The sequence below is a fragment of the Luteolibacter yonseiensis genome (assembly GCF_016595465.1).
Taxonomy (GTDB): Bacteria; Verrucomicrobiota; Verrucomicrobiia; order Verrucomicrobiales; family Akkermansiaceae; genus Luteolibacter; species Luteolibacter yonseiensis.
In genome coordinates this window covers 782,948-797,020 of the sequence record NZ_JAENIK010000012.1, presented here as the reverse complement: position 1 = coordinate 797,020, position 14,073 = coordinate 782,948, and the positions used below count along the sequence as shown (strand labels likewise).

The 14,073-nt window shown below is 60.4% G+C and carries 13 protein-coding genes; 4 read left to right on the top strand and 9 right to left on the bottom strand.

The features are described 5' to 3' along the window. Positions 1-287: 287 nt before the first annotated feature. Positions 288-641: an Hsp20/alpha crystallin family protein gene (locus JIN84_RS19075; protein ID WP_200352662.1), complete on the bottom strand. Its 354-nt coding sequence runs from the start codon at positions 639-641 to the stop codon at positions 288-290. A gap of 14 nt (positions 642-655) precedes the next feature. Beyond that, complete coding sequence (locus JIN84_RS19070; protein ID WP_200352661.1) at positions 656-1,039, bottom strand: Hsp20/alpha crystallin family protein; 384 nt, start codon at positions 1,037-1,039, stop codon at positions 656-658. Between the two features lie 240 nt (positions 1,040-1,279). Here JIN84_RS19070 and JIN84_RS19065 point away from each other — a divergent pair, with 240 nt between their 5' ends. After that, the gene (locus tag JIN84_RS19065) at positions 1,280-2,479 is read left to right on the top strand and encodes a hypothetical protein (protein WP_200352660.1); all 1,200 of its coding nucleotides are present in this window, start codon (positions 1,280-1,282) and stop codon (positions 2,477-2,479) included. 8 nt (positions 2,480-2,487) lie between these two features. On the opposite strand, the gene JIN84_RS19060 is transcribed toward JIN84_RS19065, so the two are convergent. From JIN84_RS19060 to JIN84_RS19035, 6 genes are all read right to left on the bottom strand, one after another. Continuing rightward, positions 2,488-3,444 (bottom strand): SAM-dependent methyltransferase, encoded by a 957-nt coding sequence (locus JIN84_RS19060; protein ID WP_200352659.1) that lies wholly within the window; start codon positions 3,442-3,444, stop codon positions 2,488-2,490. A gap of 8 nt (positions 3,445-3,452) precedes the next feature. Next, the gene (locus tag JIN84_RS19055) at positions 3,453-4,403 is read right to left on the bottom strand and encodes a PQQ-like beta-propeller repeat protein (RefSeq protein ID WP_200352658.1); all 951 of its coding nucleotides are present in this window, start codon (positions 4,401-4,403) and stop codon (positions 3,453-3,455) included. A 102-nt stretch (positions 4,404-4,505) separates the two neighbouring features. Continuing rightward, positions 4,506-4,835, bottom strand: a complete 330-nt coding sequence (locus JIN84_RS19050; RefSeq protein ID WP_200352657.1) for a hypothetical protein — start codon at positions 4,833-4,835, stop codon at positions 4,506-4,508. Positions 4,836-4,946: 111 nt separating this feature from the next. Beyond that, positions 4,947-5,204 carry a 30S ribosomal protein S16 gene (rpsP, locus tag JIN84_RS19045; RefSeq protein WP_200352656.1) on the bottom strand — a complete coding sequence of 86 codons (258 nt, stop codon included), beginning with the start codon at positions 5,202-5,204 and terminating at the stop codon, positions 4,947-4,949. Between the two features lie 126 nt (positions 5,205-5,330). Beyond that, positions 5,331-8,090, bottom strand: coding sequence for a [protein-PII] uridylyltransferase (glnD, locus tag JIN84_RS19040; RefSeq protein WP_200352655.1), 2,760 nt, complete (start codon positions 8,088-8,090; stop codon positions 5,331-5,333). Positions 8,091-8,127: 37 nt separating this feature from the next. Next, a complete protein-coding gene (locus tag JIN84_RS19035) occupies positions 8,128-9,021 on the bottom strand; it encodes a phosphatidylserine decarboxylase (RefSeq protein WP_200352958.1) in 894 nt (297 codons plus the stop codon). Positions 9,022-9,235: 214 nt separating this feature from the next. On the opposite strand from JIN84_RS19035, the gene JIN84_RS19030 reads away from it, so the two are divergent. The 3 genes from JIN84_RS19030 to JIN84_RS19020 are packed head-to-tail and all read left to right on the top strand — an operon-like array spanning position 9,236 to position 13,076. Continuing rightward, positions 9,236-9,823, top strand: coding sequence for a hypothetical protein (locus tag JIN84_RS19030; protein ID WP_200352654.1), 588 nt, complete (start codon positions 9,236-9,238; stop codon positions 9,821-9,823). Positions 9,824-9,862: 39 nt separating this feature from the next. Beyond that, positions 9,863-11,098, top strand: coding sequence for a cytochrome c biogenesis ResB family protein (locus tag JIN84_RS19025; RefSeq protein ID WP_200352653.1), 1,236 nt, complete (start codon positions 9,863-9,865; stop codon positions 11,096-11,098). Next, a complete protein-coding gene (locus JIN84_RS19020) occupies positions 11,091-13,076 on the top strand; it encodes a cytochrome c biogenesis protein (protein ID WP_200352652.1) in 1,986 nt (661 codons plus the stop codon). Before JIN84_RS19025 ends, JIN84_RS19020 begins: the two co-directional genes overlap by 8 nt. Before the next feature lie 210 nt (positions 13,077-13,286). Here the strand turns inward: JIN84_RS19020 and JIN84_RS19015 are convergent, their stop codons facing one another. Then, positions 13,287-14,054, bottom strand: a complete 768-nt coding sequence (locus tag JIN84_RS19015; RefSeq protein WP_200352651.1) for an ABC transporter permease — start codon at positions 14,052-14,054, stop codon at positions 13,287-13,289. Positions 14,055-14,073: the final 19 nt, after the last annotated feature.

The window sequence follows — 14,073 nt, the reverse complement described above, 5'->3', positions numbered from 1 at the left end:
TTCCGTGATCACGTATACGCGATCACGCGCTGGTGGAATGGCCGGGAATCAGATAAATCTACTTCCGTCGCCGCGGGCAACCTTCCCCCCAAGCAAGCAAGTAACGATCCCCCCAACTCCCCCCGCTGAGAAAAACCGGCGTGAATCGCAAGCTCCCCCCGCTTCGATTCCGCCGGTTTCTTGTTGGAACGGTGATCCTCAGTTCCGGCACGGAAAAACCGGCCTGCCGGAGAGCGCGCACGCGCTGACCTGCAAGCCGGTTCCCATCAATTAACCACCCAGGAAAATCAGTTTACCGCGATCTGACGAGGCTTGGATTCCTCGCGCAGCGGGACTTGCAGCGTGAGGACTCCCGCATCGATGGTGGCCGTGGTCTTGGTCCCGTCGAGCCGGTTGGTCAGGCGGATGTCGAGGCCGTAGCGTTGGACGGCTCCGGTGTCGCGGTGTGTTTTCCAATCTTCCGGCACCGTGTCGCCACGGGTGGCGTCGATGCGGAGACTGGATTCATGTAAGGTGAGGTTGATGTCTTCCTTGCGCACGCCGGGAAGGGCGATTTGCAGGGTGGCTCCGTTCTCATCCTCGCGGGTGCGGAATTGCGGACGGACGGCGGCGGTTTCGGTGGGGCATTGGCAGTTGCTCATGATGATGGATTGGTTCAGTTGTTGGAAGATTGGATCTCGATGTTGGTGGGCTGGGGGACCGCCTTCGGCTTTTTCGGAAGTGTCAGTTCCAGCACGCCGTTATCGAGGCGGGCGTTGGTGTTGGCTCCGTCCACATCCCCGCCGAGTTTCCACCGGCGGACGAGTTTTCCACCGAAGGCCGTTTCGGGCGATGTCTCGGCGGTGAGTTCGAGGATGTCGTCGGTAAGCGAGAGTTGGATGTCTTCCTTGGCATAGCCCGGAAGATCGATGCGGAGCACCCAGGCATTCTCGGTTTCGTGAAAGGTTTCACGCGGCGCGTTGAAGGCGCTGCGGTCGAACAGACGGTCGAATTCGTTGAACCAGGTGCGGGTGGGCTGATAGCGTTGGGTGAAGTTCATGTGTTGAGTTCGTTGTTACGTCATCTCTTGTCGCAGGAAGCGTGCGAGATGGTTTTTGATGGATATAATTCGTTTGAAATGAATGAAAAATGACAGTTGGTGCCGGGTGAATCATTGTCTGCCAGGATCGAAAAAGCGCGCGAAGACGTCGCACTTGTGACTCCTTGACCCGGTCACTGTGGCGCGGGGGCCGCCTCTTGGAATGTGGACAGAAGCAACGGCAGCTGTTACGGGTGCCGCATGAATTTTTTCCGTGCTTTGATCTGTCTGCTGCTTTTCGCATCCGGTGTCCGGGCCGCGGAAGAACCCGTGCCGACGGTGCCGAAAGCCGAGCTCGTGCCGGGCGTGGCGCTCAGCCAGGGTATCACGGAAATCACGGGTGTGGCGATTTCCCCGTTGCTCGGCGTGAGTTCGGTGGGGGTGTGGCGTTACTGGCATACACCGGCGGAACACAGGGCGAAGCTGCCGTGGTATGCCCAACCCTGGGCTTGGGGAACCGGTTTCGCGCTGCTCTCCCTGTGTTTTCTCAAGGATTCGCTGGGCACCGCGGTTCCCGGATTGCTGAAGAAGCCGTTCGACATGGTGGAGCTTTTTGAAAACAAGCTGAGCGCCTTGGTCGCGAGCAGCGCCTTCGTGCCGCTGGTGGCCCACGAAATGGCGAAGCACATGGAGGCCGGACGGGTGGCTGTGCCGGCGGCATGGGTGGCTGGCCCGGGCTTTGCCATGCTGGATGTCTCCTGGCTGATGATTCCGGCGGCGGTGGTGGCCTTTCTCGTGGTGTGGGTGTGCAGCCACGCGATCAACGTGCTGATCATCCTGTCTCCCTTCTCGACGCTGGATGCGTTGCTGAAACTGGCGAGGACCGCCGTGCTGGCGTTGGTGGGCGTGATGTATTTCATCGCGCCCTGGCTCGCGGCGGCGCTGTGTGTCGGGATCATCCTGCTGGCGGCATGGCTGGCTCCGGCGGCGATGCGTTTCGCGATCTTCGGCGCGCGTTATGCGACGGACATTCTCCTGCCGTGGCGGGCGCGGAAATCCGCCACTCCCGAGCAGCCACACGCGTTCACGCTCGGCCGCGTGGCGGGTCTGCCACCGCGGACCGGAGGACGTGTGGTGCTGCTGGGTGATGGTTCGATGGTGTTCCGTTACCGCCGGTGGTGCGTGCTGGACGAGCGGACCGTGCCACTCCCGGACGGACGCCGCCATGTGGAGAAAGGCTTGTTTTCCCCATCACTGATCCATCGCACCGACGAGCCAGAGGAGCAGAAGCTGCTGCTTTTCCTGCCGCGTTATCGCGGACATGAGGAGCGTGTGGTGGAGCATTTGAAACTCCACGGAGTGCGCGATCACGCGGTCGCACGTGGATTCGCCGCGTTCAAGGGCTGGTTGAAATCACTTTTCCGCCAGAAGGAGGGCGGTGCTCCGGTCCATCCCGGTTGATCAGCGAATCAACCCTCCGCACGTTTCTGGTCCAGCACGAGGAAGGCATTTCCCGCACCGTCCGGATCGATCAACTGTGAATCGCCGCAGTCCGCGCTTTTCAAAAATTCATGGAATGTCAGGAGCTGGTGGTCATCGACCCATGGCCGCGACCACTCGATGAGATCGGTGAAATTCACGTCCGCAGTCAGATCCTGGTGTCCCGCGTTTTCATAGACTCCCGTGCCCTGGATGAGCTGGTGGTGCAGGTAGGCCCGGACGCTGCCACGCGGACGGCGGTGGTAAAGCGTGCGGGAAATATCTCCGTAGTCGATGGTCAGCAATCGCCCGGATTTCCACCCGGGCATCCACTCCGCGAGATGGCGGTGGTAGGAGTCATGAACCTCGATCTGCTGGCCGGGCGGGTGGTTTTCCCGGAAGCCCGAAGAATCCGGCAGCGGGGAAGGGGGAAGCAGGGATTCGACGGGACGCTTCCGCTCGTCGAACGCGACGGCCATTTCCTGCCAGTCTGGTCCGTTTTTCTGAAACCGGCGGACAGGAAACGCGTCCACTAGCTCGTTCGAGTAAATGACCGCGTTTCCTCCGCAAACGGCGAGCGCTTCTTGAATCGTCCGATGATGTCTGACCCGGCTTCCCAGCAATTCCTGCTGGCGGGCGGCGAGGGGGACTGACGTCTCCACGAGGTGGAAGCGGGTTTTCCAGCGCACCTGCCAAGGCAGATGCCGGAGAACGTCCGCCGCAAGCCTGCCTTCTCCCGGGCCGACCTCGATGAGATCACGGCAGCCGGTTTCCTTCATCGCCCGCACCGCCCACGTGGCGATGGCGCGGGCGGGGGCGTCCGAGAGCATCGGCGCGGTGGTGAAATCCCCGCGCCGTCCCACGCCGGAGATACGGCGTGCGTAGTAGCCGTGCTGTGGATCGTGCAGCGCACGCGCCATGAATTGTTCGAAGGAAACGGGCTGCATGTTCACTTTCAGCGGAATTCGCCGAAGTGAGCGTCTTCCGGCGCGCCGGGCTTGTCGAGCAGTTGGATCGTCGTGGAGGGGCCGAGGTTCTTGTCCCCGTTCCATGACTTCAACGTCCACACGATTTTCTTGTCCGGAGTGAGTTCGAACGCCTGCGCCGGAGCGGTGGCGAAGTCGATGGGGCCGTCCCACGAGTTCACCCAGTTGTTCACGAGGGTGTTGCCGTTCGGCAGGCGGTTGGCGATCTGGAAGCCCTTGATGTCGTGCCCCGGGAAGTCCTCGGCGGTGCATTCCCACACCGTCTCGCCCGTGGTGGTGATCTCGCGCACCAGCTTGGTGGAGGTGATGAGGGTGTTGCCGTTCGCCAGGCGTTTCGCCGCCCAGGGGCCGGTGGGGAACTTCGCCGTCCACACTTCCTTGCCGTGGTCATCATACTCGGACACCTTGCCATTGTCCATGTGGGCGACGAGCAACGTCCCCGCGGCCGTGAGGCTGGCGTGGCGGAACTGCCCGTGCGTGCCCTTCGGATTGCCGACAGGGAGTGGGAACTCGCGCTCGGTTTTTCCCGTCACGATGTTGACGACGACGCACTTGGGCTCCGGGCCGTTCTGGATGAATACGACACGCTCCTTGCCGATCGGCTGGGCGGTGTGGGTTTCGCATCCCTCCGGGGCCTCATATTTCCAGAGGACCTTTTTCTCCGAGTTGATGAGGGTGATGCCGTATTGGTGGGCGAAAAGCACGCTGCCGTTCGACATCAGCACCGCGTCGCTGATCTCGCCACGGCTGCCGGGGTTGTGGAAACTCCAGACGATCTCGCCTTTTTTGACGAGATACATGTCCTGGGTCTTCGCCTCACCGGCGTAGAAAAAGTCATGCCCGGCGAGCGGATTGGCATCGGCGGCGAAGCTGTGGGAAATCGCGGCGAAGAGGGAAACGAGAATGAGTCGGGTTTTCATGGATCGGGTGATGGTGTGCGCATGATGTCCTTATCAAACCCCATGCCAAGCTGACATACGGGTAGTTTGTGCCCGGTCATGCTTGGAATTTTCAACGTCCGTTCACGTTTTTTTCTGTTGCTTGCGGCCATCTGGCGGGGTGTCGGCAGCTTTCGTCACAAACCCGCCAACGGTCGATTTCGCCATCCGGTCCACTTGATCGTAGGCTTCCTGAGAGGTCCGTGACGACTTCGTGGCGCGGACGGCCGCGATGCGGGAGAGATAGTCGTTCTGGCTCATCAACGTCGGATGCTGGATCGTTTGCCAGAAGTTGATTCTGTTTTCAAGCGGTTCACCGGATTTCGGGGGAACAAGGAGTTGCGGACTCCGATCCGCCGCAGCCCATGGGGTGGCAATGGGAAGAGCTTCCGCACGGTTCATTGGCTTTTCCATGGACGGGGGCGATTCGGAGATCGCCACTACTTGAGGAGTCCGGATCCGGACACGAAAAAACAACCGCGTCTCTCCTGAGACGCGGTTGTTGGAAAAGTTCTGAAAGTCAGATCAAGCGGAAGCGGCAGCAGCGGTGCGAGCCTTGCGGATCATGCTGTTGACGGTTTCGGAAGGCTTGGCACCAACGGCGAGCCACTTGTCGGCGATCGCGAGGTCGATGGTGTAGTTGACACCTTCGAGAAGCGGATCGTAGGTGCCGATTTGCTCGATGAAGCGGCCATCGCGGCGCTTGCGGCTGTCAACGGCAACGATTTTATAGTAAGGGCGGTCTTTGGTGCCCTTGCGGTTGAGACGGAGAGATACGGCCATGATATTGAAGCTCTTTTACGTTGCCCGGAGACGGGCGGGCGCGGAAATTGCAAGAACCACGGCCACTTGCCAAGCAGAATCTTGCGGAATTTGGAAATTATTTCAGTTTTGTTAAGTTTTATTGCTTCAGCCCGATGTCTCAGGTCGGGAAACAAGTGCGGAAAACTCCGTCTCCAGTTGCTTCAACAGTTCCGGGTCCTCGATCTTCCGTCCATCGGCTGTCGTGATGTAGAGCGTGTCCATCGCCACGCCTTTTTCCGTGCAGATGCGGGCGTGCGCGGTGTTGAGACCGTGGTGGTTGATGGTGTGGAAGAGGTCGTGCAGCAGGCCGATGCGGTCGAGGCCCTGGATTTCCACGGCGGTACAGGTGGGGTGCAGCGAGTTCGTGACGTAGGCTCGGACGGGCACCTTGATGCCGTGGTCGGAGCGGGGCTTGAGGAAGTTCACCTTGCGCCGGAGGAATTTTTCCGGGTCGTAGCTGTCGGCGACGAGGATGGCCTCGAAGGTGTCGAGGAAGCGCTTGCGCGTGGAGTTCGCGGAGACCGGTTCGAAGTTCGTGGTGCAGACGCGGAAGATGTTCACGACGATGCCGTCCTCACGGGTGAAGAGATCGGCGGAGAGGATGTTGATCTGCTCGGAGGCCAGCGCGCAGCAGACTTTTTCCAGAAGCAGCGGCTTGTCACGGGTGGCGAGCACCAGTTCGGTGTAGCCCTTGTCCGTGTGGTCGATCCACTTGATGCAGGAGGCGAGGGGATCGGATTTTTCGGTCTCCCGGTGGAGGAAGTGACGGACGGTGCGGACCTGGGTGACGATGTGCGCCGCCTGGCGGTAGTGGAAGGCGGCGGGCGGCATTAGCTCGAAATGGCGTCTGACGTCCGGGTGATAGTCCTCCCGCATCATGGAAATGACCTCGTCCTGGAGTGCGGTGCGGTCGGCCAGCAGCTTGAGCGAGTAATTTTCGTGACCCGCCTTGAGGTAGTGATGGGTGGCGGTGTGGAGTTGGAGCATGAGGCTCTCTTTCCATCCGTTCCAGCCGTCGGGCGAGGTGCCGTTCGAGTCGGCGAAGGTGAAAAGGAACAACGCGTCGAGGTTGGCAGGGGTCTTGACGATTTTCGCGAACTCGCCGATGACTTCCGGGTCGTCGAGATTCCGGGTCGTCGCCGTGCGCCAGAAGGTGAGGTGGTTGTCCACCAGGAACATGATGAGGGTGCGGCGCTCCCCTTGGATCTGCAACCGGTTGCACAAGCGGGACGCCAGCATCGCGGAACCATCGATGTGTTCGCGGACGTTCTCCGCGCGGCCCGTGTCATGCAGGATGACAGCAAGGTAGAGCGCGTAGGGATCCTGGATTTCGTGGAAAAGCCGGCGGTAGATCTCCCGGCGTGGTTCCGTCTCGGCGACCAGTTGGTCGAGCTGGTCCACGCAGCGCAGCGTGTGTTCGTCCGCGGTGTAGCGGTGGAAGAATTCGTGCTGCACGAGGCAGTCCAGCGCTCCGAACTCCGGCAGATATCTCCCCAGAATGCCCACGCGGTGCATGAGCCGCAGGATGCGGGCGACCTCGCCCTTGCGTTCCAGGATTCCTTGGAAAATCTGGCGGTTCGTCTTCGAGTAGCGGAAGGGCCGGTCGATGTCGCTCCAGTGGTTCGCGATCAGCCGGCGGATCTGCGGGCTGAGTTCGAGATTCCGCAACTGGCAATGTTGGAAAAGCCGCATCAGGCGGTGCGGATCGTCGCTGAAAATGTCCTGGCTGGAGGGGAACAGGCGGCCGTCCCTTGCGATGAAGCCGTCGAATTCCTCGCGGTTTTTCTGCCGGAAGGTGAGGAACGACCGGAACCCGGACTCCGCGCGGGTTTCCTGTTCGATCTGGAAGGTCTCCATCAGCGAGTTCGTGTGCTGGTAGAGGTGGCGCGTGTGGCGGTAGTAGTCGCGCATGAAGGCCTCGACGCGCCGCAGGATGTCCTTCTGCGGGTATTGGAAGGCGGTGGCGACCACGCCCTGGAGCTGGAGGGTGAGCTGGTCCGTCGCTTTTTTGTTATGGTAATGCAGTTCGTTGCGGACGCGGTGGAGGAAATCGTGAGCGGCTTCCAGTTCGTTGCGCGTGTTCGCCGTGATGATGCGGTCCTCGACGAGCGTGGACAGGTCGGTGCTGCCACGTTTCACCCGGGCGACCCACAGGATGTTGTGGAAATCGCGCAGCCCGCCGCAGCTTTCCTTCACGTTCGGCTCCTGGAGGAAAACCGTGTGGGAGTATTTCTTGTGCCTTTCCCGGAGGTCCTGGCGGCGGATCTCGAAAAACTCCGCCTGACCCTTGCGGATGCATTCCTTCTCGAAGCGGCTCTGGAATTGCTCGAAAAGCTCGACATCACCCGCGATCAGCCGTGCGTCCATCAGGGCTGTTTTGTTTTCCTGGTCCGCCCGCGCCTGTTCGACGCACTCGGTGATGGACCGGCAGGCGTGGCCGACCTTGAAGCCCACATCCCAGAGCAGGTAGAGGATTTCCTGCACCAGTTCGCGTGGTGCCTCTGGCAGCTTGGTCGATGCGCGGGGCAGGAGAAACAGGATGTCGATGTCCGATCCGGGGTTCAGCGTGCCGCGGCCGTATCCACCGGTGGCGACGAGCGAGATCGGCAGCATGTCGCCGGATTGGCGGCTGTTGAGGGACGCCAGCATCGTCGAGCGGATGAAGGTGTCGATGAGTTCGGCCCGGGCCCGCGCGACTTCCAAACCACCCGCACCGGAACGGTGAAGCAACAGGATGCGGTGTTCCTCGGTCTTGATGAAGCGCTTGTAGAGAGCGATTTTCTCGGCAGGCGAGAGGTGGCCTTCCAGAGCGGGCTTGAGGGCTTCGCGGGCGTGCTCTTCGAGATTCTTCAAGTGGTGCTGCATTGGGGAGAACCGGATGGTGGGTGCTTTTCCCCGGAGGTCAAGCGAAGCGGCCCATCCGGGTGCCGATACGCGCGTAGAGTTCCGTCTGTTTTGCGGAATTCTCCACCAGATCCTCCTCCAGAACCACCGATCCGGGTTCGAAAAGCGTGATGGTGGATGATCCGCCGAAAGCGAAATAGCCTTTTTCCCCGCCCTTTCGGACAGGGCGTCCAGGGGTGTAGGTTTGATGGATGCTGCCCACGCAGGTCGCGCCGATCTCCATGCAGATGACGGTTCCAAACTTTTCCGTCCGCAGTTCCGTGACCGTGCGCTTGTTGGTCCAGAGATAGGAAAGTTTCTGTCTCAGTGCGATGGGGTTGACTGAAAAAAGAGGCCCTTCGATCAACCGTGTCTCGCCAGGAATTCCGGCCACAGGGAAGTGGAACCGGTGGTAGTCCACCGGACAGAGCCGCGAGAGCACCAGCGCGCCTTCCGCGTATTTCGCCGCCAGCTTCGCGTCGCCCAGCAACGACGGGAGGTCGAATTTCTGGCCCTTCACGAACACCCCCGAGATCCCGGATGCCTTCTGGAATCCCAGATGCCGCCCGTCCGCCGGAAAGACGACACTGTTCTCGTCGGCATCAATCGGGCGCGCCTCGGGCTTGAGCTTGCGGAAGAAAAATTCGTTGAAGCTGCGGTAGCTCTCCGGAGCGTCGGCGAAATCCGCCGGATCCAGTCCGTATTGTTTGATGAATGGCAGCACCCGGGCGGAGGACTCCGGAGCGCTCATCCGTTGTCCGTACCATTTCGAGAAGAAAGGACGTTTGACGAAAGCGTTCAGGGAGATGGCGCCCAGCGGGTTTCCATAAGACCAGCGCAGGAATCCCTCCCCGTAAACTTGTTCGGTCTCTATATTTCCTGAATGACGGTTATAATAGCGGATGGCTTCCACACAGCGCATGTAACCGCGATGTGGGTCCGCCGCAAGTGTGGCGGCTCGTGGAAATCCAAAACCGGGATGGAAATTGTGTGTTCGAGGAGGTGGATGATGGAATATTCCATATTTTTCATCCCGGCCACATACTTTGATTTTTAAGCGGAAACTTCCATTTCCATCGTCACTTCCGCCTTGCACGGGCCCGTGGGCGGCCTTACGCCCCTTCGGCATGAAACACCGTGTCGCCTGCCTGCTTGCCAGTGTCGTGATGTTCTCCGGATGCGAAAAGAAGACGGAAGTCACCGTCACGGAAACCCGCGAACCCGTGGCTCGCGACGCGAATCCGAAACTCTTCGCCACCAGTGACGAGCGTTTCCGCGATACCAAGCCCAGCCCGGTCAAGGCAGACACCCCTGCCGGTTGGCTCGCGCTGCCCGGCACCCAGTTCCGGATCCTGAACTATCGTTTCGGCGAGAGCGGCACGGGTGAGACCTGGGTGTCCCTGTCGTCCGGCAGCGTGCTGGACAATGCGAACCGCTGGCTCGCCCAGTTCGGCGAGAAGCCGCTGGACGAGGAGGGTGTGAAGCAACTGCCCGCAGTGACCCTCGCCGGCGGGACGGGAGTCTGGATCACCGCCTCGGGAGAATATGCGGGTGGCATGGGTGCTCCACCGAAAAGCGGGTATGGCCTCGCCGGAGCCATCGCGACGGTGAACGGCCAGATCCTCACGGTGAAGATGGTCGGGCCCAAGGCGGAGGTGGAGGCCGCCAAACCCGTGCTGGAAGCTTTCGCCAGGAGCCTGCGCATGGCTGAATGATCCGCCCTTGGAATTCCGTATTTCGATCCGCTTTTTATCATGGAAATCACCGAAACGCCGCCGCCGAACAAGGCATCCAGATCCCTTCCGGGGAAAATTTTCGATGTGCTCTCCGGCTTCGGCCTCGCCACCATCACCCTGCTCCTGCTCGCGCTGCTCACGTGGTTCGCCACGCTGGAACAGGTGGAGCACGGGCTTTACGTCACGCTGAACAAATACTTCGCCACGGATTGGAAATCGATTTTCATCCTGCCCGAGCTGAACGGGAAAATGGTCCCGCTGCCGCTGCCCGGCGGCTACTGGATGTGTGCGGTTCTCCTGGTGAATCTTATTCTCGGCGGCGTCGTCCGCATCCGCAAGGGTTGGAAACACGTGGGAAATCTCATCGCCCACTTCGGCATCATCTTCATGCTCATTGGCGCTGGCGTCACCTATCATTTCTCGGAACGAGGAAACATGGTGATCTGGCAGGAGGGCCAGAACAGCGTGGCGGAGGACTATTACGAGCATGTCGTCGAGATCACGGAGATCAAGGACGGCGGGGCCGCCAAGATCCACGTCATCCGTGGCAAGGACCTTACGGATCTTGAGCAGGACAAGCGTCTCTTCCGTCTGCCGGAGCTGCCGTTCGATATCGAGCTCGGCGGTTATCAGGCGAACGTGGTTCCCATTTCCGCGGGAGAGCGTGCCCCGGACCGGAACCAGCAGGTTTTCGACGGCTATTACCTGGCGGAGAAACCGAAACTCGCAAAACCGGAAGAGGCTGAAAACTATACTCCCGGTGTCCTGGCGAACATCGTCAACCGTGATGGCACGAAGGTGCCACCTTTCATCCTGGCCGCCGCGAGCTACAAGCCGTTCACCTACCAGCGGGAGGGGAGGATCTTCACGATCGACATCCACAAGCGGCTGTGGCCCATGCCGTTCACTCTGAGGCTGGACGAGTTCACCGCGGACTTCCACCCCGGCACCATGATGGCTTCCAAGTTCATCAGCAAGGTCACCCGCCTGGAAAACGGTGGCGAGGCGAAGGTCACCATCCAGATGAACGAGCCGATGCGCTACGAAGGTCTCACGTTTTTCCAAGCCGGCTACGGCCCCCGCGACGCCAAGCCGGGCGACAAGATGTATTCGAGTTTCGAAGTCGTCAGAAACCCCGCCGACCAGTGGCCGGTCTACAGTCTCTGGATCGTCGCCATCGGCATGGCGGTCACTTTTGTCATGAAATTCGTCTCTTTCCTCTCCGGTGGTTCACGCAAGAAAAGCCATGTCTAATCCTCCATCCAAAATCGGCCGCTGGATCGCCGCCGGACTCGCGTTGCTTTTGTTATCCGCGGTGTTTTACAACGTCGTGAAGGACAACATGCCCCAGGCGGAGGCCCGCAAGATCGAGGGCTACACCTCATGGGACCCGCAGACGATCGAGGTAGCGGAAAGCATCCCGTTGCAGGATGGCGGCCGTATCAAGCCTCTTTCCACCTACGCGGGATTCTCCATGCTCAGCCTGCACGGCGCCCGCTCGATGGTGGTTCAGGATGAGAAGGGGAAGAAGCATTCGATCACACCCACGGCATGGATGATGGACACGCTGTTCCGCCCGCAGTTCGCCGTCAAGCTGCCGACCTTCCGCATCGACAATTCCTCCATCCTCGAAGCGGTGGGTCTCAAGACGGGCGACAAGCGCGACCGCTACAGTTACGACGACATCGAACCGGGCCGTGAGAAACTCATCGAGCTGGCGAAAAAATACGAGATGATCGCCGATGACAAGCGCGACAGCGTGCACAAGCAGACCATCGCCCTTGCCTACCAGATCCGGAACTACGAAAGCCTGTTGGGATATTTCGGTTTCGCCCGCTATGGCTTGGTCTTGAAAGGCTCCGGCAAGGACGGCGCGCCGGACCAGCATGCGAATATCAGCACCGTGATGGCGGGACTCCCGCAGATCCGCCAGGAAATTTCCCAGTCCCAGGCTCACGGCCACCAGATGGAGCCCCGCCTCCAGTCGCTGTTGCAACAGGTCATCGACGCCGCGAATTTCGCGAAATACGGCCTTTTCATCCTGCCTCCCGCCGATCCGAAGGAAGCCATCTGGCTGAGCGCCGGGAACACGATCATGAGCGCTATCGCGGATCCGAAGGCCGATCCGCAGCAGGCCATCGCCGACATCCAGTTGCTGGAAGGAACCGTCCGCTCCCTCGCGGTTGATGAGGCGAGCTTCCGAAAGGAACTCACCACGTTCCGGGACACCCTTGAAAAGCGTGCGACGGCACGCGGGGAACATGAACATGTCAAATTGGAGGCGGAGTATTACCGCATGAACTGGTTCCTCTACGCGATGATCTATTTCATCCTGGGGACCGTGGTGTCGTTGGCGATGTGGACGGTGGGGAACGGCAAGGCTGGAAAAGTCCTCTATTGGGGCACTCTCGCGGCCACGGTCACGGGTCTTGTCTACTGCATCATTCCCATCGTGAAACGCTGCATCATCATGCAGCGTCCGCCGGTGGGAAATCTGTATGACACCATCATCTTCATCGCCGCCACCACCGTTTTCATCGCCCTGCTCATCGAGTGGTTGACCCGCCGCCGTTTCGCGCTCGGCATCGCGCCGATTCTCGGGACATTGCTCATCATCCTCGCCCGCCGCTACGAGGTGGGGGATGCGAAGGACAACATGGACCCGCTCGTGGCGGTGCTCGATTCCAACTACTGGCTGACCATCCACGTGCTCACCATCACCCTCGGCTACGCGGCGGGACTGCTCAGCGCGTTCCTGTCATTCTGCTACCTGCTGATGCGCGGGCTGGACCTGGACAATGGCGACCGCGACATCCGCCGCTCGTTCACCCGTGCGGTATATGGCATGATCTGCCTGACGTTGTTCCTCTCGCTCGTCGGCACGGTACTGGGCGGCATCTGGGCGAACGACTCGTGGGGCCGCTTCTGGGGCTGGGATCCAAAGGAAAACGGCGCGCTCATGATCGTGCTGTGGACGCTTGCCATCCTGCACGCCCGTCTCGGCGGCTACATCAGGGATTGGGGCCTGCACTTCGCCTCCGTCTTCACCGGTGCGGTGGTGGCCTTCTCGTGGTGGCACGTGAATTTCCTCAACACCGGACTGCACACCTATGGCTTCACCGCCGATAAAAAGGTGATGATCTTCGTCTTCTATGGCATCATCGCGGCCATCCTGGTGTTCGGTGCCATCGCCCGGGCGCTGGAGGCGCAGAACAAGGTAAAGCAGCGCTGAAACAATTGGAGCGCGGAATTCATTCCTCACGAAGGGTCTTGCCGGCCAACCAGGTCCCCGCTGGTTTCCGCAAATGGGATCACGTCCGATGTGAATCCGGGTCGGCATCCCAGCCAGCAGGCTGGAGCAGGGAAAATTGATCTGGGGGTGGTGAGGCTGCCTTAGTCGCTCTTCCCCACGCATGTGGGATGATGTATTCCCGGCTCCAAATTACTTCCGGGTCAGACGTTGCGACCCCCATACGGTGAGGAATGTCACCACCAGCAGCAGCGAGCTCAGCGCGTTGATGACCGGGAACTCGCGGCTTTTCTTGATCATGCTGTAGATCACCACCGGCAGTGTGTCGGAGCCGGGACCCTTGACGAAAAAAGTCACCACGAAATCGTCGATGGAAAGCGTGAATGCCAGCAGACCGCCTGCGAGGATTCCCGGTGCCAGCAGGGGAAGAACGATCTTCAGGAAGGCTTGGAAGCGCGACGCCCCGAGATCCCGAGCCGCATCGACGATCTGGAAATCAAAATCCTGCAGCCGCGCCTGGACGACCAACGCCACGTAGCTGACGCAAAACGTGATGTGCGCCACTCCCACGGTCAACAGGCCGAGCGGTTGGCCGACGGACACGAACAGCAGCAGCAGGCTCATTCCCATCAGTATTTCGGGCAGCACCAGCGGAACGGTCACGAGAGCCTGGTGTGCGATCTGCAATCGCGAGCGGAAACGATGCAGGGCGAAGGCCGCGCACGTTCCCAGGATCATCGAGCCGATGCTCGCGAAAGCCGCGATCTTCAGGGAATTCCCCAAGGCGGTCCACAGGTCCTGGCGTTCCAGCAGCCGTTCATACCACTTCAGGGTGAATCCCTGCCATGTGGTTCCAAACCGTGAGGCATTGAACGAATTCAGGATCAACACCCCGATGGGCAGATAAAAAAACGCCAGCACCAGCCAGGTGGTGAATGCGGGGACACGGCTGGATTTCATCCTGCTTGCTTACCGGAAT

Coding starts and splice junctions, on each gene's coding strand:
- JIN84_RS19075 (WP_200352662.1), bottom strand. CDS start 641: ATGAGCAACTGCCAATGCCCCACCGAAACCGCCGCCGTCCGTCCGCAA.
- JIN84_RS19070 (WP_200352661.1), bottom strand. CDS start 1,039: ATGAACTTCACCCAACGCTATCAGCCCACCCGCACCTGGTTCAACGAA.
- JIN84_RS19065 (WP_200352660.1), top strand. CDS start 1,280: ATGAATTTTTTCCGTGCTTTGATCTGTCTGCTGCTTTTCGCATCCGGT.
- JIN84_RS19060 (WP_200352659.1), bottom strand. CDS start 3,444: ATGCAGCCCGTTTCCTTCGAACAATTCATGGCGCGTGCGCTGCACGAT.
- JIN84_RS19055 (WP_200352658.1), bottom strand. CDS start 4,403: ATGAAAACCCGACTCATTCTCGTTTCCCTCTTCGCCGCGATTTCCCAC.
- JIN84_RS19050 (WP_200352657.1), bottom strand. CDS start 4,835: ATGGAAAAGCCAATGAACCGTGCGGAAGCTCTTCCCATTGCCACCCCA.
- rpsP (WP_200352656.1), bottom strand. CDS start 5,204: ATGGCCGTATCTCTCCGTCTCAACCGCAAGGGCACCAAAGACCGCCCT.
- glnD (WP_200352655.1), bottom strand. CDS start 8,090: ATGCAGCACCACTTGAAGAATCTCGAAGAGCACGCCCGCGAAGCCCTC.
- JIN84_RS19030 (WP_200352654.1), top strand. CDS start 9,236: ATGAAACACCGTGTCGCCTGCCTGCTTGCCAGTGTCGTGATGTTCTCC.
- JIN84_RS19025 (WP_200352653.1), top strand. CDS start 9,863: ATGGAAATCACCGAAACGCCGCCGCCGAACAAGGCATCCAGATCCCTT.
- JIN84_RS19020 (WP_200352652.1), top strand. CDS start 11,091: ATGTCTAATCCTCCATCCAAAATCGGCCGCTGGATCGCCGCCGGACTC.
- JIN84_RS19015 (WP_200352651.1), bottom strand. CDS start 14,054: ATGAAATCCAGCCGTGTCCCCGCATTCACCACCTGGCTGGTGCTGGCG.